The organism is Escherichia sp. KTE159, assembly GCF_000408805.1.
Lineage (GTDB): Bacteria > Pseudomonadota > Gammaproteobacteria > Enterobacterales > Enterobacteriaceae > Escherichia > Escherichia marmotae.
Genome location: NZ_KE137295.1, coordinates 522028 through 548385 on the forward strand (window position 1 = coordinate 522028; position 26358 = coordinate 548385).

At 52.6% G+C, this 26358-nt stretch carries 24 protein-coding genes; 23 read left to right on the forward strand and 1 reads right to left on the reverse strand.

The window, feature by feature from the left end; all coding sequences use genetic code 11:
- Nucleotides 1-188 precede the first annotated feature (188 nt).
- The 23 genes from ilvI (at nucleotide 189) to mutT (ending at nucleotide 25993) form a co-directional block, all read left to right on the forward strand.
- Entirely contained in the window at nucleotides 189-1913 is a 1725-nt protein-coding gene (gene ilvI, locus A31E_RS00675; RefSeq protein ID WP_000425629.1) for an acetolactate synthase 3 large subunit, read from the forward strand.
- A 2-nt stretch (nucleotides 1914-1915) separates the two neighbouring features.
- Nucleotides 1916-2407, forward strand: a complete 492-nt coding sequence (ilvN, locus tag A31E_RS00670; protein WP_001252744.1) for an acetolactate synthase small subunit — start codon at nucleotides 1916-1918, stop codon at nucleotides 2405-2407.
- 11 nt (nucleotides 2408-2418) lie between these two features.
- A complete protein-coding gene (locus A31E_RS25990; RefSeq protein WP_032141500.1) occupies nucleotides 2419-2505 on the forward strand; it encodes a hypothetical protein in 87 nt (28 codons plus the stop codon).
- 81 nt (nucleotides 2506-2586) lie between these two features.
- Nucleotides 2587-3591, forward strand: a complete 1005-nt coding sequence (cra, locus tag A31E_RS00665) for a catabolite repressor/activator (RefSeq protein ID WP_001517741.1) — start codon at nucleotides 2587-2589, stop codon at nucleotides 3589-3591.
- A gap of 601 nt (nucleotides 3592-4192) precedes the next feature.
- On the forward strand, nucleotides 4193-4651 hold the full coding sequence (mraZ, locus tag A31E_RS00660) for a division/cell wall cluster transcriptional repressor MraZ (RefSeq protein WP_000488289.1): 459 nt from the start codon (nucleotides 4193-4195) through the stop codon (nucleotides 4649-4651).
- Between the two features lies 1 nt (nucleotide 4652).
- Nucleotides 4653-5594 carry a 16S rRNA (cytosine(1402)-N(4))-methyltransferase RsmH gene (gene rsmH, locus A31E_RS00655; protein WP_000970467.1) on the forward strand — a complete coding sequence of 314 codons (942 nt, stop codon included), beginning with the start codon at nucleotides 4653-4655 and terminating at the stop codon, nucleotides 5592-5594.
- Nucleotides 5591-5956, forward strand: coding sequence for a cell division protein FtsL (ftsL, locus tag A31E_RS00650; protein ID WP_000625658.1), 366 nt, complete (start codon nucleotides 5591-5593; stop codon nucleotides 5954-5956). The genes rsmH and ftsL overlap by 4 nt, the downstream gene beginning before the upstream one ends.
- Nucleotides 5957-5971: 15 nt before the next feature.
- Nucleotides 5972-7738, forward strand: a complete 1767-nt coding sequence (ftsI, locus tag A31E_RS00645) for a peptidoglycan glycosyltransferase FtsI (RefSeq protein ID WP_000642204.1) — start codon at nucleotides 5972-5974, stop codon at nucleotides 7736-7738.
- The gene (murE, locus tag A31E_RS00640; RefSeq protein ID WP_016249607.1) at nucleotides 7725-9212 is read left to right on the forward strand and encodes a UDP-N-acetylmuramoyl-L-alanyl-D-glutamate--2,6-diaminopimelate ligase; all 1488 of its coding nucleotides are present in this window, start codon (nucleotides 7725-7727) and stop codon (nucleotides 9210-9212) included. Before ftsI ends, murE begins: the two co-directional genes overlap by 14 nt.
- On the forward strand, nucleotides 9209-10567 hold the full coding sequence (gene murF / locus A31E_RS00635; protein WP_016249608.1) for a UDP-N-acetylmuramoyl-tripeptide--D-alanyl-D-alanine ligase: 1359 nt from the start codon (nucleotides 9209-9211) through the stop codon (nucleotides 10565-10567). The genes murE and murF overlap by 4 nt, the downstream gene beginning before the upstream one ends.
- The gene (gene mraY, locus A31E_RS00630; RefSeq protein ID WP_000964135.1) at nucleotides 10561-11643 is read left to right on the forward strand and encodes a phospho-N-acetylmuramoyl-pentapeptide-transferase; all 1083 of its coding nucleotides are present in this window, start codon (nucleotides 10561-10563) and stop codon (nucleotides 11641-11643) included. Before murF ends, mraY begins: the two co-directional genes overlap by 7 nt.
- A 2-nt stretch (nucleotides 11644-11645) precedes the next feature.
- On the forward strand, nucleotides 11646-12962 hold the full coding sequence (murD, locus tag A31E_RS00625; RefSeq protein WP_000796427.1) for a UDP-N-acetylmuramoyl-L-alanine--D-glutamate ligase: 1317 nt from the start codon (nucleotides 11646-11648) through the stop codon (nucleotides 12960-12962).
- A complete protein-coding gene (gene ftsW / locus A31E_RS00620; protein WP_001517743.1) occupies nucleotides 12962-14206 on the forward strand; it encodes a cell division protein FtsW in 1245 nt (414 codons plus the stop codon). The genes murD and ftsW overlap by 1 nt, the downstream gene beginning before the upstream one ends.
- The gene (gene murG / locus A31E_RS00615; RefSeq protein WP_000016580.1) at nucleotides 14203-15270 is read left to right on the forward strand and encodes an undecaprenyldiphospho-muramoylpentapeptide beta-N-acetylglucosaminyltransferase; all 1068 of its coding nucleotides are present in this window, start codon (nucleotides 14203-14205) and stop codon (nucleotides 15268-15270) included. The genes ftsW and murG overlap by 4 nt, the downstream gene beginning before the upstream one ends.
- A 53-nt stretch (nucleotides 15271-15323) precedes the next feature.
- Nucleotides 15324-16799, forward strand: coding sequence for a UDP-N-acetylmuramate--L-alanine ligase (gene murC, locus A31E_RS00610; RefSeq protein WP_001096039.1), 1476 nt, complete (start codon nucleotides 15324-15326; stop codon nucleotides 16797-16799).
- Nucleotides 16792-17712: a D-alanine--D-alanine ligase gene (gene ddlB / locus A31E_RS00605; RefSeq protein ID WP_016249609.1), complete on the forward strand. Its 921-nt coding sequence runs from the start codon at nucleotides 16792-16794 to the stop codon at nucleotides 17710-17712. Before murC ends, ddlB begins: the two co-directional genes overlap by 8 nt.
- A gap of 1 nt (nucleotide 17713) precedes the next feature.
- Nucleotides 17714-18544 carry a cell division protein FtsQ gene (ftsQ, locus tag A31E_RS00600; protein WP_000075732.1) on the forward strand — a complete coding sequence of 277 codons (831 nt, stop codon included), beginning with the start codon at nucleotides 17714-17716 and terminating at the stop codon, nucleotides 18542-18544.
- Entirely contained in the window at nucleotides 18541-19803 is a 1263-nt protein-coding gene (gene ftsA, locus A31E_RS00595; RefSeq protein WP_000588474.1) for a cell division protein FtsA, read from the forward strand. The genes ftsQ and ftsA overlap by 4 nt, the downstream gene beginning before the upstream one ends.
- Nucleotides 19804-19863: 60 nt before the next feature.
- Nucleotides 19864-21015, forward strand: a complete 1152-nt coding sequence (gene ftsZ, locus A31E_RS00590; protein WP_000462777.1) for a cell division protein FtsZ — start codon at nucleotides 19864-19866, stop codon at nucleotides 21013-21015.
- Nucleotides 21016-21115: 100 nt separating this feature from the next.
- Entirely contained in the window at nucleotides 21116-22033 is a 918-nt protein-coding gene (gene lpxC, locus A31E_RS00585) for a UDP-3-O-acyl-N-acetylglucosamine deacetylase (protein WP_000595484.1), read from the forward strand.
- Nucleotides 22034-22263: 230 nt separating this feature from the next.
- Entirely contained in the window at nucleotides 22264-22776 is a 513-nt protein-coding gene (secM, locus tag A31E_RS00580; RefSeq protein WP_000014327.1) for a secA translation cis-regulator SecM, read from the forward strand.
- 62 nt (nucleotides 22777-22838) lie between these two features.
- Nucleotides 22839-25544, forward strand: coding sequence for a preprotein translocase subunit SecA (secA, locus tag A31E_RS00575; RefSeq protein WP_000905806.1), 2706 nt, complete (start codon nucleotides 22839-22841; stop codon nucleotides 25542-25544).
- A gap of 59 nt (nucleotides 25545-25603) precedes the next feature.
- Nucleotides 25604-25993, forward strand: a complete 390-nt coding sequence (mutT, locus tag A31E_RS00570; protein WP_001517744.1) for an 8-oxo-dGTP diphosphatase MutT — start codon at nucleotides 25604-25606, stop codon at nucleotides 25991-25993.
- Between the two features lie 168 nt (nucleotides 25994-26161).
- Here the strand turns inward: mutT and yacG are convergent, their stop codons facing one another.
- Nucleotides 26162-26356, reverse strand: a complete 195-nt coding sequence (gene yacG, locus A31E_RS00565; RefSeq protein ID WP_000005032.1) for a DNA gyrase inhibitor YacG — start codon at nucleotides 26354-26356, stop codon at nucleotides 26162-26164.
- Nucleotides 26357-26358: the final 2 nt, after the last annotated feature.

Here is a 26358-nt window from a genome sequence, read left to right on the forward strand (position 1 = left end):
CGAGGCAGATTTAGCCGATTTATTATCAATTCTGTCCGCCATTCTGGAGTATTTTATCGTTTATTTTCTCCTTTCCTCCTGTTTATTCTTATTTATTCACGCTTGTGACTCTGCCTGTCAATTGCTTAAGCCAGATCGGACGGTTAATGTGTTTTACACATTTTTTCCGCCAAACAGTGAGGCAAGCCATGGAGATGTTGTCTGGAGCCGAGATGGTCGTCCGATCGCTTATCGATCAGGGCGTTAAACAAGTATTCGGTTACCCCGGAGGCGCAGTCCTTGATATTTACGATGCATTGCATACCGTGGGCGGTATTGATCACGTATTAGTTCGTCATGAACAGGCGGCAGTGCATATGGCCGATGGTCTGGCGCGCGCGACCGGAGAAGTGGGCGTTGTGCTGGTGACATCGGGCCCTGGGGCCACCAACGCAATTACTGGTATCGCCACTGCCTATATGGACTCCATTCCGCTGGTTATCCTTTCCGGGCAGGTAGCAACCTCGCTGATAGGTTACGATGCCTTTCAGGAGTGTGACATGGTGGGAATTTCCCGGCCGGTGGTTAAACACAGTTTTCTGGTTAAGCAAACGGAAGATATACCGCAGGTGCTGAAAAAGGCATTCTGGCTGGCGGCAAGCGGTCGTCCTGGGCCTGTGGTGGTTGATTTACCGAAAGACATTCTTAATCCGGCGAACAAATTACCGTACGTCTGGCCGGAGTCGGTCAGTATGCGCTCTTATAACCCAACAACGCTGGGCCATAAGGGGCAGATTAAACGCGCGCTGCAAACGCTGGTGGCGGCGAAAAAACCGGTAATTTACGTTGGCGGTGGCGCAGTGACTGCGGGTTGCCATCAACAACTCAAACAGATTATTGAGCAACTTAATCTTCCTGTCGTCTCGTCATTAATGGGATTAGGTGTGTTTCCGGCAACGCATCGTCAGGCCTTGGGAATGCTGGGAATGCACGGCACTTACGAAGCTAATATGACGATGCATAATGCCGATGTCATTTTTGCGGTTGGTGTACGCTTTGATGATCGCACCACTAACAATCTGGCAAAGTACTGCCCAAATGCGACAGTGTTACATATTGATATCGATCCTACCTCGATCTCAAAAACCGTGACCGCCGACATCCCGATCGTTGGCGATGCGCGTCTGGTGTTGGAGCAAATGCTGGAATTGTTACCGCAAGAAACCTCTTCGCAACCTCTGGATGAGATCCGCGACTGGTGGCAGCAAATTGAACAGTGGCGCGCTCGCCAGTGCCTGAAATATGATACCCACAGTGAAAGCATTAAACCGCAGGCGGTGATCGAGACGCTCTGGCGACTGACGAAGGGGGACGCTTATGTGACGTCCGATGTCGGGCAACACCAGATGTTCGCTGCGCTTTATTATCCTTTCGATAAACCGCGTCGCTGGATCAACTCCGGCGGCCTCGGCACTATGGGCTTTGGTTTACCTGCGGCGCTGGGCGTCAAAATGGCACTGCCGGGAGAAACCGTGGTTTGCGTCACTGGCGATGGTAGTATTCAGATGAACATTCAGGAACTGTCTACAGCCTTGCAATATGAACTGCCGGTGCTGGTGGTGAATCTCAATAACCGCTACCTGGGGATGGTGAAGCAATGGCAGGACATGATCTATTCCGGCCGTCATTCACAATCTTATATGCAGTCGCTACCAGATTTCGTCCGTCTGGCAGAAGCCTATGGCCATGTGGGTATCCAAATTTCACGTCCGGATGAGCTGGAAAGCAAACTGAGCGAGGCACTTGAGCAGGTCGGTAATAACCGTCTGGTGTTTGTTGATGTCACCGTTGATGGCAGTGAGCATGTCTACCCGATGCATATTCGCGGGGGGGGAATGGATGAAATGTGGTTAAGCAAAACGGAGAGAACCTGATTATGCGCCGGATATTATCAGTATTACTCGAAAATGAATCAGGCGCGTTATCCCGTGTGATCGGCCTTTTTTCCCAGCGTGGCTATAACATTGAAAGTCTGACCGTTGCGCCAACCGACGATCCGACATTATCGCGCATGACTATCCAGACCGTGGGCGATGAAAAAGTGCTTGAGCAGATCGAAAAGCAATTACACAAGCTGGTCGATGTCTTGCGCGTGAGCGAACTGGGGCAGGGCGCGCACGTTGAGCGGGAAATTATGCTGGTGAAAATTCAGGCCAGCGGCTACGGACGTGACGAAGTGAAACGCAATACGGAAATATTCCGTGGGCAAATTATCGATGTCACACCGTCGCTTTATACCGTTCAACTGGCGGGAACCAGCGATAAACTCGATGCATTTTTAGCATCGATTCGCGATGTGGCGAAAATTGTTGAAGTTGCCCGCTCCGGCGTTGTCGGACTTTCACGCGGCGATAAAATAATGCGTTAAGAATGATCTCAATACGCAATTTACAGCCCAGCATGTCACGTTGGGCTTTTTTTGCGAATTCAGTAGGAACCTGGAATAAAAGCAGTTGCCGCAGTTAATTTTCTGCGCTTAGATGTTAATGAATTTAATCCATACCAGTACAATGGTTATGGTTTTTACATTTTACGCAAGGGGCAATTGTGAAACTGGATGAAATCGCTCGGCTGGCGGGAGTATCGCGGACCACTGCAAGCTATGTTATTAACGGCAAAGCGAAGCAATACCGTGTGAGCGACAAAACCGTTGAAAAAGTCATGGCTGTGGTGCGTGAGCACAATTACCACCCGAATGCCGTGGCGGCTGGGCTTCGTGCTGGACGCACACGTTCTATTGGTCTTGTGATCCCCGATCTGGAGAACACAAGTTACACCCGTATTGCTAACTATCTTGAACGCCAGGCGCGGCAACGTGGTTATCAGCTATTAATTGCCTGTTCCGAAGATCAGCCAGACAACGAAATGCGTTGTATTGAGCATCTTTTACAGCGTCAGGTCGATGCCATCATTGTTTCGACGTCGCTGCCGCCAGAGCATCCTTTCTATCAACGCTGGGCTAACGACCCGTTCCCGATTGTCGCGCTGGATCGTGCGCTTGATCGTGAACACTTTACCAGCGTCGTTGGCGCTGACCAGGATGATGCTGAAATGTTGGCGGAAGAGTTACGTAAGTTTCCGGCCGAGACAGTGCTTTATCTTGGTGCACTGCCGGAGCTTTCTGTCAGCTTCCTGCGTGAACAGGGTTTCCGCACGGCCTGGAAAGATGATCCGCGCGAAGTGCATTTTCTTTATGCCAACAGCTATGAGCGGGAAGCCGCTGCCCAGCTATTCGAAAAATGGCTGGAAACGCATCCGATGCCGCAGGCGCTGTTTACTACCTCTTTTGCATTGTTGCAGGGGGTTATGGATGTTACGTTGCGCCGCGATGGCAAACTTCCTTCCGATCTGGCGATTGCGACCTTTGGCGATAACGAATTGCTCGACTTCTTACAATGCCCAGTGCTGGCGGTGGCTCAGCGTCATCGTGATGTCGCAGAACGCGTGCTGGAGATTGTCCTGGCGAGCCTGGATGAGCCGCGTAAGCCAAAACCGGGCTTAACGCGCATCAAACGAAATCTCTATCGCCGTGGCATCCTCAGCCGTAGCTAAGCGTTAAACAGAAAATGATGCGTCAGCGGATTGTCGCTGGCGCATTGAGTACGTAATTGGACATCAATATCCTTTATGTAAATAAGACTATTCCTGACAATTATCCATAAGACCTTCAAAATATCTCCCCAATTAACTTCATTCTTTGTGCCTAATGATAATTAAGGCGTAACGCCAGGTTGCGATTGCATTATTTTGTTACATGCAAATCGTCAATTGCCGATTAAACAAACACTTTTCTAAACTTTTACACAAAGCCACTGGCGTCAGGCGCGGTGCACGCGCAACAGGGACTGTTATCCGGGGGCGATATGTCCTAAAATGCCGCTCGCGTCGCAAACTGACACTTTATATTTTCATTAAGGAAAATGGAGTCGTTTTTAAAACGGTAATGATGAGTGGGAATTTTTCTTACAACTATTCATGACGTTAATTTGCTTCGTTCGTTGGGCGATTTTTAAACAATGCAGATATTAGTCGTAAACATTGGGTTTTTTGCTTCGGTAAAGAATGTTCCTGGCTTGACAAGCTTTTCCTCCGCTCCGTAAACTCCTTTTAGTGGGAATTTGTGGGATAAAGTGGTAATTGGGGGAAGACTGGCATGTTCCGGGGAGCAACGTTAGTCAATCTCGACAGTAAAGGGCGCTTATCGGTGCCCACCCGTTATCGGGAAGAGCTGCTCGGGAACGCTGCCGGTCAAATGGTATGTACCATTGACATTCATCACCCATGCCTGCTGCTTTACCCCCTTCCTGAATGGGAAATTATCGAGCAAAAATTATCGCGTCTGTCGAGCATGAACCCGGTTGAGCGCCGTGTGCAGCGCCTTCTGTTAGGCCATGCCAGTGAATGTCAGATGGATGGCGCAGGTCGATTATTAATCGCGCCAGTACTGCGGCAACATGCCGGGCTGACAAAAGAAGTGATGTTGGTTGGACAGTTCAACAAGTTTGAACTGTGGGATGAAACAACCTGGCATCAACAGGTCAGGGAAGATATCGACGCTGAACAGTCTGTTACCGAAAGCTTGTCGGAACGACTGCAGGACTTGTCTCTATAAAATGATGGAAAACTATAAACACACCACGGTGCTGCTGGACGAAGCCGTAAACGGCCTCAATATCCGTCCTGATGGCATTTACATTGATGGGACTTTCGGTCGCGGTGGTCACTCACGTCTGATCCTTTCGCAACTTGGCGAAGAGGGGCGTTTGTTGGCAATCGATCGCGATCCGCAGGCTATCGCCGTCGCAAAGACTATTGATGATCCGCGCTTCTCCATCATACATGGACCTTTCTCCGCGCTGGGCGAATACGTCGCTGAGCGTGATCTTATCGGCAAGATTGACGGAATTCTTCTCGATCTTGGTGTCTCTTCACCGCAACTCGATGATGCAGAACGCGGTTTTTCCTTTATGCGCGACGGTCCGCTGGACATGCGTATGGATCCGACACGCGGCCAGTCTGCCGCCGAGTGGCTACAAAGCGCAGAAGAAGCTGATATTGCCTGGGTATTAAAAACTTATGGCGAAGAGCGTTTTGCCAAACGCATTGCGCGCGCCATTGTTGAGCGTAACCGCGAACAGCCGATGACCCGTACCAAAGAACTGGCGGAAGTCGTTGCTGCGGCAACCCCGGTGAAGGACAAATTCAAACATCCCGCGACCCGTACCTTCCAGGCGGTGCGCATTTGGGTGAACAGTGAACTGGAGGAGATAGAGCAGGCGCTAAAAAGCTCGCTCAGCGTGCTGGCTCCGGGTGGGCGGCTTTCGATCATCAGTTTTCATTCGCTGGAAGATCGTATAGTGAAACGCTTTATGCGTGAAAACAGTCGCGGTCCGCAGGTTCCGGCAGGGTTACCGATGACCGAAGAGCAGCTCAAAAAATTGGGTGGCCGTCAGTTGCGAGCACTAGGCAAGTTGATGCCGGGCGAAGAAGAGGTGGCTGAGAACCCTCGTGCCCGAAGTTCAGTTCTGCGTATTGCAGAGAGGACGAACGCATGATCAGCAGAGTGACAGAAGCTCTAAGCAAAGTTAAAGGATCGATGGGAAGCCACGAGCGCCATGCCTTGCCTGGCGTTATCGGTGACGATCTTTTGCGGTTCGGGAAGCTGCCACTCTGTCTGTTCATTTGCATTATCTTGACGGCGGTGACCGTGGTGACCACGGCGCACCATACCCGTTTGCTGACCGCTCAGCGCGAACAACTGGTGCTGGAGCGAGACGCTTTAGACATTGAATGGCGCAACCTGATTCTTGAAGAGAATGCGCTCGGTGACCATAGCCGGGTGGAAAGGATCGCCACAGAGAAGCTGCAGATGCAGCATGTTGATCCATCACAAGAAAATATTGTAGTGCAAAAATAAGGATAAACGCGACGCATGAAAGCAGCGGCGAAAACGCAGAAACCAAAACGTCAGGAAGAACATGCCAACTTTATCAGTTGGCGTTTTGCGTTGTTATGCGGCTGTATTTTGCTGGCACTGGCTTTTCTGCTGGGACGCGTAGCGTGGTTACAGGTTATCTCCCCGGACATGTTGGTGAAAGAGGGCGATATGCGCTCTCTTCGCGTTCAGCAAGTCTCCACCTCCCGCGGCATGATTACCGACCGCTCTGGTCGTCCGTTAGCGGTGAGCGTACCGGTAAAAGCGATTTGGGCTGACCCGAAAGAAGTGCATGACGCTGGCGGCATCAGCGTCGGTGACCGCTGGAAGGCGCTCGCTAACGCACTTAACATTCCGCTGGATCAGCTCTCAGCCCGCATTAACGCCAACCCGAAAGGACGTTTTATCTATCTGGCGCGTCAGGTTAACCCTGACATGGCTGACTACATCAAAAAACTAAAACTACCGGGGATTCATCTGCGTGAGGAATCCCGCCGTTACTATCCGTCCGGCGAAGTGACCGCTCACCTCATTGGCTTTACCAACGTCGATAGCCAGGGGATTGAAGGTGTTGAGAAGAGTTTTGATAAATGGCTCACTGGGCAACCGGGCGAGCGTATTGTGCGTAAAGACCGCTACGGCCGCGTAATTGAAGATATTTCTTCTACCGACAGCCAGGCGGCGCACAACCTTGCGTTGAGTATTGATGAACGCCTGCAGGCGCTGGTTTATCGCGAACTGAACAACGCGGTGGCCTTTAACAAGGCAGAATCCGGTAGTGCCGTGCTGGTGGATGTCAATACCGGCGAAGTGCTGGCGATGGCTAACAGCCCGTCTTACAACCCAAACAATCTGAGTGGCACGCCGAAAGAGGCGATGCGTAACCGTACCATCACCGACGTGTTTGAACCTGGCTCAACGGTTAAACCGATGGTGGTGATGACCGCGTTGCAACGTGGTGTGGTGCGGGAAAACTCAGTATTGAATACCGTTCCTTATCGAATTAACGGCCACGAAATCAAAGACGTGGCGCGCTACAGCGAATTGACCCTGACCGGGGTTTTACAGAAGTCGAGTAACGTCGGTGTTTCCAAGCTGGCGTTAGCGATGCCGTCCTCAGCGTTAGTAGATACTTACTCACGTTTTGGACTGGGAAAAGCGACCAATTTGGGGTTGGTCGGAGAACGCAGTGGCTTATATCCTCAAAAACAACGGTGGTCTGACATAGAGAGGGCCACCTTCTCTTTCGGCTACGGGCTAATGGTAACACCGTTACAGTTAGCGCGAGTCTACGCAACCATCGGCAGCTACGGCATTTATCGCCCGCTGTCGATTACCAAGGTTGACCCCCCGGTTCCCGGTGAGCGCGTCTTCCCGGAATCCATTGTCCGCACCGTGGTACATATGATGGAAAGCGTGGCGCTACCAGGCGGTGGCGGTGTGAAGGCGGCGATTAAAGGCTATCGCATTGCTATTAAAACCGGTACTGCGAAAAAGGTCGGGCCGGATGGTCGCTACATCAATAAATATATTGCTTATACCGCAGGCGTTGCGCCTGCGAGTCAGCCGCGCTTCGCGCTGGTTGTTGTTATCAACGATCCGCAGGCGGGTAAATACTACGGCGGTGCCGTTTCCGCGCCGGTCTTTGGTGCCATCATGGGCGGCGTATTGCGCACCATGAACATCGAGCCGGATGCGCTGACAACGGGTGATAAAAATGAATTTGTGATTAATCAAGGCGAGGGGACAGGTGGCAGATCGTAATTTGCGCGACCTTCTTGCTCCGTGGGTGCCAGACGCACCTTCGCGAGCACTGCGAGAGATGACACTTGACAGCCGTGTGGCTGCGTCGGGCGATCTCTTTGTAGCTGTAGTAGGTCATCAGGCGGACGGGCGTCGATATATCCCGCAGGCGATAGCGCAAGGTGTGGCTGCCATTATTGCAGAGGCGAAAGATGAGGCGACCGACGGTGAAATCCGTGAAATGCACGGTGTACCAGTCATCTATCTCAGTCAGCTCAACGAGCGTTTATCAGCACTGGCGGGTCGCTTTTACCATGAACCCTCTGACAATCTACGTCTCGTGGGCGTAACGGGCACCAACGGTAAAACCACAACGACTCAGCTTCTGGCGCAATGGAGCCAACTGCTTGGTGAAACCAGCGCGGTAATGGGCACTGTTGGTAACGGCCTGCTGGGTAAAGTGATCCCGACGGAAAATACCACCGGTTCGGCAGTCGACGTTCAGCATGAGCTGGCGGGGCTGGTGGATCAGGGCGCGACTTTTTGCGCAATGGAAGTTTCCTCACACGGGCTGGTACAGCACCGTGTGGCGGCATTGAAATTTGCGGCGTCGGTCTTTACTAACTTAAGTCGCGATCACCTTGATTATCATGGTGATATGGAACACTACGAAGCGGCGAAATGGTTGCTTTACTCCGAACATCATTGCGGTCAGGCGATTGTCAACGCTGATGACGAAGTAGGCCGCCGCTGGCTGGCAAAATTGCCGGACGCGGTTGCCGTGTCGATGGAAGAAAATATCAATCCGAACTGTCATGGCCGCTGGTTGAAAGCGACTGGCGTGAACTATCACGACAGCGGTGCGACCATTCGCTTCACCTCAAGCTGGGGCGATGGGGAAATAGAAAGCCGCCTGATGGGCGCATTCAACGTTAGTAACCTGCTGCTGGCGCTGGCGACGCTGCTGGCGCTCGGTTACCCATTAGCTGACCTGCTGAAAACCGCCGCGCGTCTGCAACCGGTTTGCGGACGTATGGAAGTGTTCACTGTGCCAGGCAAACCGACGGTTGTTGTGGATTATGCTCACACTCCGGATGCGCTGGAAAAAGCCTTGCAGGCTGCGCGCCTGCACTGTGCGGGTAAGCTGTGGTGCGTCTTCGGCTGTGGCGGCGATCGCGATAAAGGCAAGCGCCCACTGATGGGGGCGATTGCTGAAGAGTTTGCCGACGTGGCGGTGGTAACGGATGACAACCCACGTACTGAAGAGCCGCGTGCCATCATCAACGATATTCTGGCGGGGATGTTAGACGCCGGACATGCCAAAGTGATGGAAGGGCGCGCCGAAGCGGTAACGTGCGCCGTTATGCAGGCGAAAGAAAATGATGTCGTGTTGGTCGCGGGTAAAGGCCATGAAGATTACCAGATTGTCGGTAATCAGCGTCTGGACTACTCCGATCGCGTCACGGTGGCGCGTTTGCTGGGGGTAATCGCATGATTAGTGTAACCCTTAGCCAACTGGCGAATATTCTCAACGGCGAACTGAAAGGGGCTGATATCACCCTTGACGCCGTAACCACCGATACCCGTAAATTGACGCCTGGCTGTCTGTTCGTCGCCCTGAAAGGCGAACGTTTCGATGCCCATGATTTTGCCGACCAGGCGAAAGCTGGAGGGGCGGGCGCGCTGCTGGTTAGCCGTCCGCTGGATATCGACCTGCCACAGTTAATCGTTAACGATACGCGTCTGGCATTTGGTGAACTGGCAGCATGGGTTCGTCAGCAAGTTCCTGCTCGTGTGGTTGCCCTGACCGGTTCCTCCGGTAAAACCTCTGTGAAAGAGATGACCGCGGCGATTTTAAGTCAGTGTGGCAACACGCTTTATACGGCTGGCAATCTCAACAACGACATCGGCGTGCCAATGACGCTGCTGCGTTTAAGGCCGGAATACGATTACGCGGTCATTGAGCTTGGCGCTAACCATCAGGGCGAAATTGCCTGGACTGTTAGCCTGACCCGTCCGGAAGCCGCACTGGTCAACAATCTGGCGGCTGCGCATCTGGAAGGTTTCGGCTCGCTTGCGGGTGTTGCGAAAGCGAAAGGCGAAATCTTTACCGGCCTGCCAGAAAACGGTATCGCTATCATGAATGCCGATAACAACGACTGGCTGAACTGGCAGAGTGTGATTGGCTCACGCAAAGTGTGGCGTTTTTCGCCAAATGCCGCCAACAGCGATTTTACCGCTACCAATATCCATGTGACTTCACATGGTACTGAATTTACGCTGCAAACCCCAACAGGTAGCGTCGATGTTCTGCTGCCGCTGCCGGGGCGTCACAATATCGCAAATGCGTTGGCTGCCGCGGCGCTCTCCATGTCCGTGGGTGCAACGCTTGATGCCATCAAAACGGGACTGGCAAATCTGCAAGCTGTTCCTGGTCGTCTGTTCCCCATTCAACTGGCGGAAAACCAGTTGCTGCTCGACGACTCCTACAACGCCAATGTTGGCTCAATGACCGCCGCAGTTCAGGTACTGGCTGAAATGCCGGGTTATCGCGTGCTGGTGGTTGGTGATATGGCCGAGCTGGGTGCTGAAAGTGATGCCTGTCATGTCCAGGTGGGGGAAGCGGCGAAGGCGGCTGGTATTGACCGCGTGTTAAGCGTGGGCAAGCAAAGCCATGCTATCAGCACCGCCAGCGGTGCTGGCGAACATTTTGCTGATAAATCCGCGTTGATTACGCGTCTTAAATCACTGATTGCAGAGCAACAGGTGATTACGATTTTAGTTAAGGGTTCACGTAGTGCTGCCATGGAAGAGGTAGTACGCGCTTTACAGGAGAATGGGACATGTTAGTTTGGCTGGCCGAACATTTGGTCAAATATTATTCCGGCTTTAACGTCTTTTCCTATCTGACGTTTCGCGCCATCGTCAGCCTGCTGACTGCGCTGTTCATCTCATTGTGGATGGGCCCGCGCATGATTGCTCATTTGCAAAAACTCTCCTTCGGGCAGGTTGTTCGTAACGATGGCCCTGAATCACACTTCAGTAAGCGCGGCACGCCGACCATGGGTGGGATCATGATCCTGACTGCGATTGTCGTCTCCGTGATCTTGTGGGCTTATCCCTCCAACCCGTATGTCTGGTGCGTACTGGTGGTGCTGGTCGGTTACGGCATTATTGGTTTTGTTGATGACTATCGCAAAGTCGTGCGCAAAGACACCAAAGGTTTGATCGCGCGCTGGAAGTATTTCTGGATGTCGGTGATTGCGTTGGGCGTTGCTTTCGCACTTTATCTTGCAGGAAAAGACACGCCAGCAACGCAACTGGTGGTGCCGTTCTTTAAAGATGTGATGCCGCAGTTAGGCTTGTTTTATATCCTGCTGGCGTATTTTGTGATTGTCGGTACGGGCAACGCGGTAAACCTGACCGATGGCCTCGACGGTCTGGCCATTATGCCGACCGTCTTTGTCGCAGGTGGTTTTGCACTGGTGGCCTGGGCTACCGGCAACATGAACTTTGCCAGCTACTTACATATACCGTATCTGCGACACGCCGGGGAGCTGGTTATCGTCTGCACCGCGATAGTCGGGGCAGGGCTGGGCTTCCTGTGGTTTAACACCTATCCCGCGCAGGTCTTTATGGGCGACGTTGGTTCGCTGGCGTTAGGTGGCGCGTTGGGCATTATCGCTGTGCTGCTGCGTCAGGAATTCCTGCTGGTGATTATGGGGGGCGTGTTTGTTGTCGAAACCCTGTCGGTTATTTTGCAGGTCGGCTCCTTTAAACTGCGCGGGCAACGTATTTTCCGCATGGCGCCGATCCATCACCACTATGAACTTAAAGGCTGGCCGGAACCGCGTGTCATCGTGCGTTTCTGGATTATTTCGCTGATGCTGGTCCTGATTGGTCTGGCAACGCTGAAGGTGCGTTAATCATGGCTGATTACCTGGGTAAAAATGTCGTCATTATCGGCCTGGGCCTCACCGGGCTTTCCTGCGTAGACTTTTTCCTTGCTCGCGGCGTGACGCCGCGCGTTATGGATACGCGTATGACACCGCCTGGCCTGGATAAATTACCCGAAACGGTAGAACGTCATACTGGCGGTCTTAATGATGAATGGCTGATGGCGGCAGATCTTATTGTCGCCAGCCCCGGCATTGCGCTGGCGCATCCATCCTTAAGCGCCGCTGCCGATGCCGGAATCGAAATCGTTGGTGATATCGAACTGTTCTGCCGCGAAGCGCAAGCGCCGATTGTGGCGATCACGGGTTCTAACGGCAAAAGTACGGTCACCACCTTAGTGGGCGAAATGGCGAAAGCAGCAGGTGTTAACGTTGGCGTCGGTGGCAACATTGGTCTGCCAGCGTTGATGTTACTCGATGATGAGTGCGAACTGTACGTGTTGGAACTGTCGAGCTTCCAACTGGAAACAACCTCCAGTTTACAGGCGGTGGCAGCGACCATTCTGAACGTAACTGAAGATCATATGGATCGTTATCCGTTTGGTTTGCAACAGTATCGTGCGGCAAAACTGCGCATTTACGAAAATGCGAAAGTTTGCGTGGTTAATGCCGATGATGCCTTAACGATGCCGATCCGCGGTGCGGATGAACGTTGCGTCAGCTTTGGCGTCAACATGGGTGACTATCACCTGAATCATCAGCAGGGCGAAACCTGGCTGCGGGTGAAAGGTGAGAAAGTGTTGAACGTGAAAGAGATGAAACTTTCAGGGCAACATAACTACACCAATGCGCTGGCGGCACTGGCGCTGGCGGATGCCGCAGGGTTACCGCGAGCCAGCAGCCTGACAGCGCTAACGACTTTTACCGGTCTGCCGCATCGCTTTGAAGTGGTGCTTGAGCACAATGGCGTACGCTGGATTAACGACTCGAAAGCTACCAACGTCGGCAGTACGGAAGCCGCGCTAAACGGCTTGCATGTTGACGGTACGCTGCACTTGTTGTTAGGCGGCGATGGCAAATCGGCGGATTTTAGTCCGCTGGCGCGCTATCTGAATGGCGATAACGTTCGTCTGTATTGCTTCGGTCGCGACGGTGCGCAGTTAGCGGCTTTACGCCCGGAAGTGGCTGAACAAACCGAAACCATGGAGCAGGCGATGCGTCTATTGGCTCCGCGCGTGCGACCGGGAGATATGGTTCTGCTCTCTCCGGCCTGTGCCAGCCTCGATCAGTTCAAGAACTTTGAACAACGGGGCAATGAATTTGCTCGTCTGGCGAAGGAGTTTGGTTGATGCGTTTATCTTTCCCTCGCCTGAAAATGCCGCGTCTGCCGGGATTCAGTATCCTGGTCTGGATCTCCACGGCGCTGAAGGGCTGGGTGATGGGCTCGCGGGAAAAAGATACCGACAGCCTGATCATGTACGATCGTACCTTGCTGTGGCTGACCTTCGGCCTCGCGGCGATTGGCTTTATCATGGTGACCTCGGCGTCAATGCCCATCGGGCAACGCTTAACCAACGATCCGTTCTTCTTCGCGAAGCGTGATGGTGTTTACCTGATCCTGGCGTTCATTCTGGCGATCATTACGCTGCGCCTGCCGATGGAGTTCTGGCAGCGCTACAGCGCCACAATGCTGCTCGGGTCAATCATCTTGCTGATGATCGTGCTGGTGGTGGGTAGCTCAGTTAAAGGGGCATCGCGTTGGATCGATCTCGGCCTGCTGCGTATTCAGCCTGCGGAACTGACTAAGCTGTCGCTGTTTTGCTATATCGCCAACTATCTGGTGCGCAAAGGTGACGAAGTGCGTAATAACTTGCGCGGCTTCCTGAAACCGATGGGGGTGATTCTGGTACTGGCAGTGTTGCTGCTGGCGCAGCCTGACCTCGGTACGGTGGTGGTGTTGTTTGTGACCACGCTGGCGATGCTGTTCCTGGCGGGGGCGAAATTATGGCAATTCATTGCCATTATCGGCATGGGGATTTCAGCGGTTGTGTTGCTGATCCTCGCTGAACCATACCGTATTCGCCGCGTTACCGCGTTCTGGAACCCGTGGGAAGACCCGTTCGGCAGCGGCTATCAGTTGACGCAATCATTGATGGCGTTTGGTCGTGGCGAATTGTGGGGGCAAGGTTTAGGTAACTCGGTACAAAAACTGGAGTATCTGCCGGAAGCGCATACTGACTTTATTTTCGCCATTATCGGAGAAGAACTGGGGTATATCGGTGTGGTGCTGGCGCTTTTAATGGTATTCTTCGTCGCTTTTCGTGCGATGTCGATTGGCCGTAAAGCGTTAGAAATTGACCACCGCTTTTCTGGTTTTCTCGCCTGTTCAATTGGCATCTGGTTTAGTTTCCAGGCGCTGGTTAACGTAGGCGCGGCGGCAGGGATGCTACCGACCAAAGGTTTGACATTGCCGCTGATCAGTTACGGTGGTTCGAGTTTACTGATTATGTCGACAGCCATCATGATGCTGTTGCGTATTGATTATGAAACGCGTCTGGAGAAAGCGCAGGCGTTTGCACGAGGTTCACGATGAGTGGTCAAGGGAAGCGATTAATGGTGATGGCTGGCGGTACTGGCGGACATGTGTTCCCCGGGCTGGCGGTTGCGCACCATTTAATGACCCAGGGGTGGCAAGTTCGCTGGCTGGGTACTGCCGATCGTATGGAAGCGGACTTAGTGCCGAAACACGGTATTGAGATCGACTTTATTCGTATCTCCGGCCTGCGTGGTAAGGGGATCAAAGCATTACTCGTGGCTCCGCTGCGTATCTTTAACGCCTGGCGGCAGGCGCGGGCAATTATGAAAGCTTACAAGCCTGATGTGGTGCTCGGGATGGGCGGTTACGTTTCCGGGCCAGGTGGTCTGGCAGCATGGTCGTTAGGCATTCCGGTTGTACTTCACGAACAAAACGGCATTGCAGGCTTGACCAATAAATGGCTGGCGAAAATTGCCACCAAAGTGATGCAGGCGTTTCCTGGCGCTTTCCCCAATGCGGAAGTGGTTGGTAACCCGGTGCGTACCGATGTGCTGGCGCTGCCGTTACCGCAGCAACGTTTGGCCGGGCGTGAAGGCCCGATTCGTGTGTTGGTGGTGGGCGGTTCGCAGGGCGCGCGTATTCTTAACCAGACAATGCCTCAGGTCGCAGCAAAGCTGGGCGATACGGTAACTATCTGGCATCAGAGTGGCAAAGGTTCGCAACAATCTGTTGAACAGGCTTATGCCGAAGCGGGGCAACCGCAGCATAAAGTGACAGAATTTATTGATGATATGGCGGCGGCCTATGCATGGGCGGATGTCGTTGTTTGCCGCTCCGGCGCGTTGACGGTGAGTGAAATCGCCGCGGCGGGGCTACCGGCATTGTTTGTGCCGTTTCAGCATAAAGACCGCCAGCAATACTGGAATGCGCTGCCGCTGGAAAAAGCGGGCGCAGCCAAAATTATCGAGCAACCGCAACTTACTGTGGACGCTGTCGCCAACACCCTGGCCGGGTGGTCGCGAGAAACCTTATTAACCATGGCAGAACGCGCCCGTGCTGCATCCATTCCGGATGCCACCGAGCGAGTGGCAAATGAAGTGAGCCGGGCTGCCCGGGCGTAATTGTGGCGATGCCTTTTGCATCGCATGAATTTGAGAAGTTAATGGCGTAAAGAATGAATACACAACAATTGGCAAAACTGCGTTCCATCGTGCCCGAAATGCGTCGCGTTCGGCACATACACTTTGTCGGCATCGGTGGTGCCGGTATGGGCGGTATTGCCGAAGTTCTGGCCAATGAAGGGTATCAGATCAGTGGTTCCGATTTAGCGCCAAATCCGGTCACGCAGCAGTTAATGAATCTGGGGGCGACGATTTACTTCAACCATCGCCCGGAAAACGTGCGTGACGCCAGCGTGGTCGTTGTTTCCAGCGCGATTTCTGCTGACAACCCAGAGATTGTTGCTGCCCATGAAGCGCGTATTCCGGTTATTCGTCGTGCGGAAATGCTGGCTGAGTTAATGCGTTTTCGTCATGGCATCGCCATTGCCGGGACACACGGTAAAACCACCACCACCGCGATGGTTTCCAGCATCTACGCAGAAGCGGGCCTCGACCCGACCTTCGTTAACGGTGGGCTGGTAAAAGCGGCGGGTGTTCATGCGCGTTTAGGTCACGGGCGTTACCTGATTGCCGAAGCGGATGAGAGCGACGCATCGTTCCTGCATCTGCAACCGATGGTGGCGATTGTCACCAATATCGAAGCCGATCACATGGATACCTACCAGGGTGACTTCGAGAATTTAAAACAGACTTTTATTAATTTTCTGCACAACCTGCCGTTTTACGGACGTGCGGTGATGTGTGTTGACGACCCGGTGATCCGTGAGTTGTTACCGCGCGTTGGCCGTCAGATTACCACTTATGGTTTCAGTGAAGATGCTGACGTTCGTGTGGAAGATTATCAGCAGATTGGCCCGCAGGGGCACTTTACGTTGCTGCGCCAGGACAAAGAGCCGATGCGCGTTACTCTGAATGCGCCAGGCCGTCATAATGCGCTGAACGCTGCCGCTGCGGTTGCGGTCGCCACGGAAGAGGGGATTGACGACGACGCTATTCTGCGTGCGCTGGAGAGCTTCCAGGGAACCGGTCGTCGCTTTGATTTCCTCGGTGAGTTTCCGCTGGAGCCGGTCAACGGTAAAAGCGGTACAGCAATGCTGGTCGATGACTACGGCCACCATCCGACAGAAGTGGATGCCACGATTAAAGCGGCGCGTGCTGGCTGGCCGGATAAAAACCTGGTGATGCTGTTTCAGCCGCACCGTTTCACCCGCACTCGTGATCTGTATGACGATTTTGCCAATGTCCTGACCCAGGTCGATACCTTATTGATGCTGGACGTTTATCCGGCTGGCGAAGCACCGATTCCGGGAGCGGACAGCCGTTCGTTGTGTCGTACAATTCGTGGACGTGGGAAAATTGATCCCATTCTGGTGCCTGATCCGGCGCAGGTAGCCGAGATGTTAGCACCGGTATTAACTGGTAACGACCTGATTCTTGTGCAGGGGGCGGGTAATATCGGAAAAATTGCTCGTTCTTTAGCTGAAATCAAACTGAAGCCGCAAACTCCGGAGGAAGAGCAACATGACTGATAAAATCGCGGTCCTGTTGGGCGGGAACTCCGCAGAGAGAGAAGTTTCTTTGAATTCTGGTGCTGCAGTGTTAGCCGGGCTGCGTGAAGGCAGTATCAACGCGCATCCTGTCGATCCGAAAGAAGTCGACGTGACGCAACTGAAGGCGATGGGCTTTCAGAAAGTATTTATCGCTCTGCACGGGCGCGGCGGTGAAGACGGCACATTGCAGGGCATGCTCGAGCTGATGGGGCTACCTTATACCGGCAGCAGGGTGATGGCATCTGCGCTTTCAATGGATAAACTACGCAGCAAATTGCTGTGGCAGGGAGCAGGTTTACCGGTAGCGCCGTGGGTGGCATTAACCCGCGCAGAATTTGAAAAAGGCCTTAGTGATAAGCAGTTAGCAGAAATTTCTGCCTTAGGTTTGCCGCTTATTGTCAAGCCGAGTCGCGAAGGTTCCAGCGTTGGAATGTCAAAAGTAGTAGCAGAAAATGCTCTACAAGATGCATTAAGATTGGCATTTCAGCACGATGAAGAAGTATTGATTGAAAAATGGCTAAGTGGGCCGGAGTTCACGGTTGCGATACTCGGTGAAGAAATTTTACCGTCAATACGTATTCAACCCGCCGGAACCTTCTATGATTATGAGGCAAAGTATCTCTCTGATGAGACACAGTATTTCTGCCCCGCAGGTCTGGAAGCGTCACAAGAGGCCAATTTGCAGGCATTAGTGCTGAAAGCATGGACGACTTTAGGCTGCAAAGGATGGGGGCGTATTGACGTCATGCTGGACAGTGATGGACAGTTTTATCTGCTGGAAGCCAATACCTCACCGGGTATGACCAGCCATAGTCTGGTGCCGATGGCGGCGCGTCAGGCGGGGTTAAGCTTCTCGCAGTTGGTAGTACGAATTCTGGAACTGGCGGACTAATATGTCGCAGGCTGCTCTGAACACGCGAAACAGCGAGGAAGAGATTTCTTCTCGCCGCAATAATGGAACACGTCTGGCGGGGATCCTTTTCCTGCTGACGGTTTTAACGACAGTGTTGGTGAGCGGCTGGGTCGTGTTGGGCTGGATGGAAGATGCGCAACGCCTGCCGCTCTCAAAGCTGGTGTTGACCGGTGAACGGCATTACACGCGTAATGACGATATCCGGCAGTCGATCCTGGCGTTGGGTGAGCCGGGTACTTTTATGACCCAGGATGTCAACATCATCCAGACGCAAATAGAACAACGCCTGCCGTGGATTAAGCAGGTGAGCGTCAGAAAGCAGTGGCCTGATGAATTGAAGATTCATCTGGTTGAATATGTGCCGATTGCGCGGTGGAATGATCAACATATGGTAGACGCCGAAGGAAATACCTTCAGCGTGCCACCAGATCGCACCAGCAAGCAGGTGCTCCCGATGTTGTATGGCCCGGAAGGCAGCGCAAATGAAGTGTTGCAGGGCTATCGCGAAATGGGGCAGATGCTGGCAAAGGACAGATTTACTCTGAAGGAAGCGGCGATGACCGCGCGGCGTTCCTGGCAGTTGACGCTGAATAACGATATTAAGCTCAACCTTGGCCGGGGCGATACGATGAAACGTTTGGCTCGCTTTGTAGAACTTTATCCGGTTTTACAGCAGCAGGCGCAAACCGATGGCAAACGGATTAGCTACGTTGATTTGCGTTATGACTCTGGTGCGGCAGTAGGCTGGGCGCCCTTGCCGCCAGAGGAATCTACTCAGCAACAAAATCAGGCACAGGCAGAACAACAATGATCAAGGCGACGGACAGAAAACTGGTAGTAGGACTGGAGATTGGTACCGCGAAGGTTGCCGCTTTAGTAGGGGAAGTTCTGCCCGACGGTATGGTCAATATCATTGGTGTGGGCAGTTGCCCGTCACGTGGTATGGATAAAGGCGGGGTTAACGACCTCGAATCCGTGGTCAAATGCGTACAACGCGCTATTGACCAGGCAGAATTGATGGCAGATTGTCAGATCTCTTCAGTATATCTGGCGCTTTCTGGTAAGCACATCAGTTGTCAGAATGAAATAGGTATGGTGCCCATTTCTGAAGAAGAAGTGACGCAAGAAGATGTGGAAAACGTCGTCCATACCGCGAAATCGGTGCGCGTGCGTGATGAACATCGTGTGTTGCACGTGATCCCGCAAGAGTACGCGATTGACTATCAGGAAGGGATCAAGAACCCGGTGGGGCTTTCCGGCGTGCGAATGCAGGCAAAAGTGCACCTGATCACATGTCACAATGATATGGCGAAAAACATTGTTAAAGCGGTTGAACGTTGTGGCCTGAAAGTTGACCAACTGATATTTGCCGGACTGGCATCAAGTTATTCGGTATTGACGGAAGACGAACGTGAATTGGGAGTCTGCGTCGTCGATATCGGTGGTGGTACAATGGATATCGCCGTTTATACCGGTGGGGCATTGCGCCACACCAAGGTAATTCCTTATGCTGGCAATGTGGTGACCAGTGATATCGCCTATGCCTTTGGCACGCCGCCAAGCGACGCCGAAGCGATTAAAGTTCGCCATGGCTGCGCGTTAGGCTCCATCGTTGGTAAAGATGAGAGTGTGGAAGTGCCGAGCGTAGGTGGGCGACCACCGCGTAGTCTGCAACGTCAGACGCTGGCGGAGGTGATTGAGCCACGGTATACCGAGCTGCTCAATCTGGTCAACGAAGAGATATTGCAGTTGCAGGAAAAGCTTCGCCAACAAGGTGTGAAACATCACCTGGCGGCGGGCATTGTATTAACCGGTGGCGCGGCGCAGATCGAAGGTCTTGCCGCCTGCGCTCAGCGAGTGTTTCATACGCAGGTGCGTATTGGCGCGCCGCTGAATATCACTGGTTTAACTGATTATGCTCAGGAGCCGTATTACTCGACGGCTGTGGGATTGCTTCACTACGGGAAAGAGTCACATCTTAACGGTGAAGCGGAAGTAGAAAAACGTGTTACAGCATCAGTTGGCTCGTGGATCAAGCGACTCAATAGTTGGCTGCGAAAAGAGTTTTAATTTTTATGAGGTCGACGGTGATTACGGCCTCAGGCGACAGGCACATATCGGAGAGAAACTATGTTTGAACCAATGGAACTTACCAACGACGCGGTGATTAAAGTCATCGGCGTCGGCGGCGGCGGCGGTAATGCTGTTGAGCACATGGTGCGTGAGCGCATTGAAGGTGTTGAATTCTTCGCGGTAAATACCGATGCACAGGCGCTGCGTAAAACAGCGGTTGGGCAGACGATTCAGATCGGTAGTGGTATAACCAAAGGACTGGGAGCTGGCGCTAATCCAGAAGTTGGCCGTAATGCGGCTGATGAGGATCGCGATGCACTGCGTGCGGCGCTGGAAGGTGCAGACATGGTATTTATTGCAGCAGGTATGGGGGGCGGTACTGGTACAGGTGCTGCGCCGGTCGTTGCTGAAGTTGCAAAAGATTTGGGGATCCTGACCGTTGCTGTCGTGACTAAGCCTTTCAACTTTGAAGGCAAGAAGCGTATGGCCTTCGCGGAGCAGGGGATCACTGAATTGTCCAAGCATGTGGACTCACTGATTACCATCCCGAACGATAAACTGCTGAAGGTGCTCGGTCGCGGTATTTCCCTGCTTGATGCGTTTGGCGCAGCGAATGATGTGCTGAAAGGTGCTGTTCAGGGTATCGCTGAACTGATTACTCGTCCGGGTCTGATGAACGTCGACTTTGCAGACGTTCGTACCGTGATGTCTGAAATGGGCTACGCGATGATGGGTTCTGGTGTGGCAAGCGGCGAAGACCGTGCGGAAGAAGCGGCTGAAATGGCTATCTCTTCTCCGCTGCTGGAAGACATCGACCTGTCTGGCGCGCGCGGCGTGCTGGTTAACATCACGGCGGGCTTCGACCTGCGTCTGGATGAATTCGAAACCGTAGGTAACACCATCCGTGCATTTGCTTCGGATAACGCGACTGTGGTTATCGGTACATCTCTTGACCCGGATATGAACGATGAACTGCGTGTAACCGTGGTTGCAACAGGCATCGGCATGGACAAACGTCCTGAAATCACTCTCGTGACCAATAAACAAGTTCAGCAGCCGGTGATGGATCGTTACCAACAGCACGGTATGGCACCGCTGACTCAGGAACAGAAACCGGTCGCTAAAGTGGTGAACGACAATACGCCGCAAACCGCGAAAGAACCTGATTATCTGGATATCCCTGCATTCTTGCGTAAGCAAGCTGACTAAGAATAAGCTGGAATTTGGGTTACGAGGCTCTTTGTGCTAAACTGGCCTGCCGAATGTATAGTACACTTCGGTTGGATAGATAATTTGGCGAGATAATACGATGATCAAACAAAGGACACTTAAACGTATCGTTCAGGCGACGGGTGTCGGTTTACATACCGGCAAGAAAGTCACCCTGACGTTACGCCCTGCGCCGGCCAACACCGGGGTCATCTATCGTCGCACCGACTTGAATCCACCGGTAGATTTCCCGGCCGATGCCAAATCTGTGCGTGATACCATGCTCTGTACGTGTCTGGTCAACGAGCATGATGTACGGATTTCAACCGTTGAGCACTTGAACGCTGCGCTCGCGGGCTTAGGCATCGATAACATCGTTATCGAAGTTAACGCACCGGAAATCCCGATTATGGACGGCAGCGCTGCTCCGTTTGTTTACCTGCTGCTTGATGCTGGTATCGACGAACTCAACTGCGCCAAGAAATTTGTTCGCATCAAAGAGACTGTTCGTGTCGAAGATGGCGATAAGTGGGCTGAATTTAAGCCATATAATGGTTTTTCGCTGGATTTCACCATCGATTTCAACCATCCGGCTATCGATTCCAGCAATCAACGCTATGCGATGAACTTCTCTGCTGATGCGTTTATGCGTCAGATCAGCCGTGCGCGTACATTCGGTTTCATGCGCGATATTGAATATCTGCAGTCTCGTGGTTTGTGCCTGGGCGGCAGCTTCGATTGTGCCATCGTTGTTGACGATTATCGCGTACTGAACGAAGACGGTTTGCGTTTTGAAGACGAATTTGTGCGTCACAAAATGCTTGACGCGATCGGTGACTTGTTCATGTGTGGTCACAATATTATTGGTGCATTTACCGCCTATAAATCCGGTCATGCACTGAATAACAAACTGTTGCAGGCTGTCCTGGCAAAACAGGAAGCCTGGGAATATGTGACCTTCCAGGACGACGCAGAACTGCCGTTGGCCTTCAAAGCGCCTTCGACGGTACTGGCATAACGACATTTATACTGTCGTATAAAATTCGACTGGCAAATCTGGCACTCTCTCCGGCCAGGTGAACCAGTCGTTTTTTTTGAGTTGTTATCAGGGCCGTAAGAAACGGTGCGAACGCTGTTTTCTTAAGCACTTTTACGCACAACTTATCTTCATTCCTGCTGTGGACTTCGGCCTTTAATGATAAGATTTGTGCGCTAAAAACGTTTGAATACGATTGGGATGGCAATAACGTGAGTGGAATACTGACGCGCTGGCGACAGTTTGGTAAACGCTACTTCTGGCCGCATCTCTTATTAGGGATGGTCGCGGCGAGTTTAGGTTTGCCTGCGCTCAGCAACGCCGCCGAACCAAATGCGCCCGCAAAAGCGACAACCCGCAACCACGAGCCTTCCGCCAAAGTTAACTTTAGTCAGTTGGCCTTGTTGGAAGCGAATACGCGCCGCCCAAACTCGAACTATTCCGTTGATTACTGGCATCAACACGCAATTCGCACGGTAATCCGTCATCTTTCCTTCGCAATGGCACCGCAAACGCTGCCCGTTGCTGAAGAGTCTTTACCGTTTCAGGCGCAACATCTTGCTTTACTGGATACGCTCAGCGCGCTGCTGACCCAGGAAGGCACGCCGCCTGAAAATGGTTATCGCATTGATTATGCGCATTTTACTCCGCAAGCAGCATTCAGCACGCCCGTCTGGATCAGCCAGGCGCAAGGTATCCGTGCTGGCCCTCAACGCCTTAGCTAATAACGACAAAACCTTTATTTCATTTTATTAACTCCGCACTGCGGGGCGTTTGAGATTTTATTATGCTAATCAAATTATTAACAAAAGTTTTCGGTAGCCGTAACGACCGCACCCTGCGCCGGATGCGCAAAGTCGTCAACCTCATCAATGCCATGGAACCGGAGATGGAAAAACTCTCCGACGAAGAACTGAAGGGAAAAACTGCAGAGTTTCGCGCACGTCTGGAAAAAGGCGAAGTGCTGGAAAACCTGATCCCGGAAGCCTTTGCCGTTGTGCGTGAAGCAAGTAAGCGTGTCTTTGGGATGCGTCACTTCGACGTTCAGTTGCTCGGCGGCATGGTTCTTAATGAACGCTGTATCGCGGAAATGCGTACTGGTGAAGGTAAAACACTGACCGCAACGCTGCCTGCTTACCTGAACGCATTAACCGGTAAGGGCGTGCACGTTGTTACCGTCAACGATTACCTGGCGCAGCGTGACGCCGAAAACAACCGTCCGCTGTTTGAATTCCTCGGTATGACCGTCGGCATCAACCTACCGGGCATGCCTGCGCCAGCGAAACGTGAAGCCTATGCGGCCGACATTACTTACGGTACTAACAACGAGTACGGTTTCGACTACCTGCGCGACAACATGGCGTTCAGCCCAGAAGAGCGTGTACAGCGTAAACTGCACTATGCGCTGGTGGACGAAGTGGACTCCATCCTGATCGATGAAGCGCGTACACCGCTGATCATTTCTGGTCCGGCAGAAGACAGTTCGGAAATGTATAAGCGCGTCAACAAAATCATTCCACACCTGATCCGCCAGGAAAAAGAAGACTCTGAAACCTTCCAGGGCGAAGGTCACTTCTCGGTTGATGAAAAATCTCGTCAGGTGAACCTGACCGAACGTGGTTTGGTGCTGATTGAAGAGCTGTTGGTGAAAGAAGGGATCATGGCCGAAGGCGAGTCGTTGTATTCTCCGGCTAATATCATGCTGATGCACCACGTAACGGCGGCGCTGCGTGCCCACGCGCTATTTACCCGCGACGTCGATTACATCGTTAAAGATGGTGAAGTTATCATCGTTGACGAACATACCGGTCGTACCATGCAAGGGCGTCGCTGGTCCGATGGCCTGCACCAGGCTGTGGAAGCGAAAGAAGGTGTGCAGATCCAGAACGAAAACCAGACGCTGGCTTCTATCACCTTCCAGAACTACTTCCGTTTGTATGAAAAACTGGCGGGGATGACCGGTACGGCTGATACCGAAGCATTCGAATTTAGCTCAATCTACAAGCTGGATACCGTCGTCGTTCCGACTAACCGTCCGATGATTCGTAAAGATCTGCCGGATCTGGTCTACATGACCGAAGCGGAAAAAATCCAGGCGATCATTGAAGATATCAAAGAGCGTACCGCGAAAGGCCAGCCGGTGCTGGTTGGTACTATCTCCATCGAAAAATCAGAACTGGTATCAAACGAGCTGACCAAAGCGGGTATCAAGCATAACGTTCTGAACGCCAAATTCCACGCCAACGAAGCTGCGATTGTTGCCCAGGCGGGTTATCCGGCGGCTGTGACTATCGCGACCAACATGGCGGGTCGTGGTACTGACATTGTGCTCGGCGGTAGCTGGCAGGCAGAAGTTGCCGCGCTGGAAAACCCGACCGCAGAGCAAATTGAAAAAATTAAAGCTGACTGGCAGGTACGCCACGACGCGGTTCTGGCAGCAGGTGGTTTGCATATCATCGGTACAGAACGTCACGAATCTCGTCGTATCGATAACCAGTTGCGTGGCCGTTCGGGTCGCCAGGGCGATGCCGGTTCTTCCCGTTTCTACCTGTCGATGGAAGATGCGCTGATGCGTATTTTTGCCTCCGACCGTGTTTCCGGCATGATGCGTAAACTGGGTATGAAACCTGGTGAAGCGATTGAACACCCTTGGGTAACCAAAGCAATTGCCAACGCCCAGCGTAAAGTTGAAAGCCGTAACTTCGACATTCGTAAACAGTTGCTGGAATACGATGACGTAGCTAACGATCAGCGTCGCGCCATTTACTCCCAGCGTAACGAACTGCTGGATGTCAGCGATGTGAGCGAAACCATCAACAGCATTCGTGAAGATGTGTTCAAAGCGACCATCGATGCCTACATTCCGCCACAATCACTGGAAGAAATGTGGGACATTCCTGGGCTGCAAGAGCGTCTGAAAAACGATTTCGATCTCGATATGCCGATTGCCGAGTGGCTGGACAAAGAGCCAGAGCTGCATGAAGAGACGCTGCGTGAGCGTATTCTGGCGCAGTCCATCGAAGTGTATCAGCGTAAAGAAGAAGTGGTTGGCGCCGAGATGATGCGTCACTTCGAGAAAGGTGTGATGTTGCAAACGCTGGACTCCCTGTGGAAAGAGCACCTGGCGGCGATGGATTACCTGCGTCAGGGGATCCACCTGCGTGGTTACGCGCAGAAAGATCCGAAGCAGGAATACAAACGTGAATCCTTCGCAATGTTTGCGGCGATGCTGGAATCATTGAAATATGAAGTGGTTAGCACGCTGAGCAAAGTTCAGGTTCGTATGCCGGAAGAAGTTGAAGAGCTGGAGCAACAGCGTCGTATGGAAGCCGAGCGTTTAGCGCAAATGCAGCAGCTTAGCCATCAGGATGACGACTCTGCAGCCGCAGCGGCGCTGGCTGCACAAACCGGCGAGCGTAAAGTTGGGCGTAACGATCCTTGCCCGTGCGGTTCCGGTAAAAAATACAAGCAGTGCCATGGTCGCCTGCAATAAAAGCTAATCAATAAGACAAAAGGCGCAGAAATCTGCGCCTTTTTTATAGGTTTAAGACAATGAAAAAACTGCAAATTGCGGTAGGTATTATTCGCAACGAGAACCACGAAATCTTTATAACCCGCCGTGCCGCAGATGCGCACATGGCGAATAAGTTGGAGTTTCCTGGCGGTAAAATTGAAGCGGGCGAAACGCCAGAACAGGCGGTGGTGCGGGAGCTTCAGGAAGAAGTCGGGATTACGCCACAACGTTTTTCGCTGTTTGAAAAGCTGGAATATCAGTTCCCTGACAGGCATATCACACTGTGGTTCTGGCTGGTCGAAGGCTGGGAAGGGGAACCGTGGGGGAAAGAAGGGCAACCTGGTGAGTGGATGGCGCTGGCCAGCCTCAATGCAGAAGATTTTCCGCCAGCCAACGAACCGGTAATTGCGAAGCTTAAGCGCCTGTAGGTCAAATAAGGCGTTCACGCCGCATCCGACATTTGCCCTGATGCCTGATGCGACGCAGGCGCGTCTTATCAGGCCTGCGGGATTTTGTAATCCGTTGATATGCAAGATCTTGCAGGTCGGATAAGGCGTTTACACCGCATCCGACAATGCCTCACCTCTTACACCCAATTACTTCAGCTCTTCGCTCCAGTCATCGCTTTCGGACAGATCGCCGCTGCTGGGGATGCGTTTTTCTTCAGCAGCCCATTCTCCGAGGTCGATCAACTGACAACGTTTGCAACAAAATGGCCGAAACGGGCTGATTTCACCCCATACCACCGTTTTCCCGCAAGTTGGGCAGTTCACCGTAATAGTTTCTGACATCG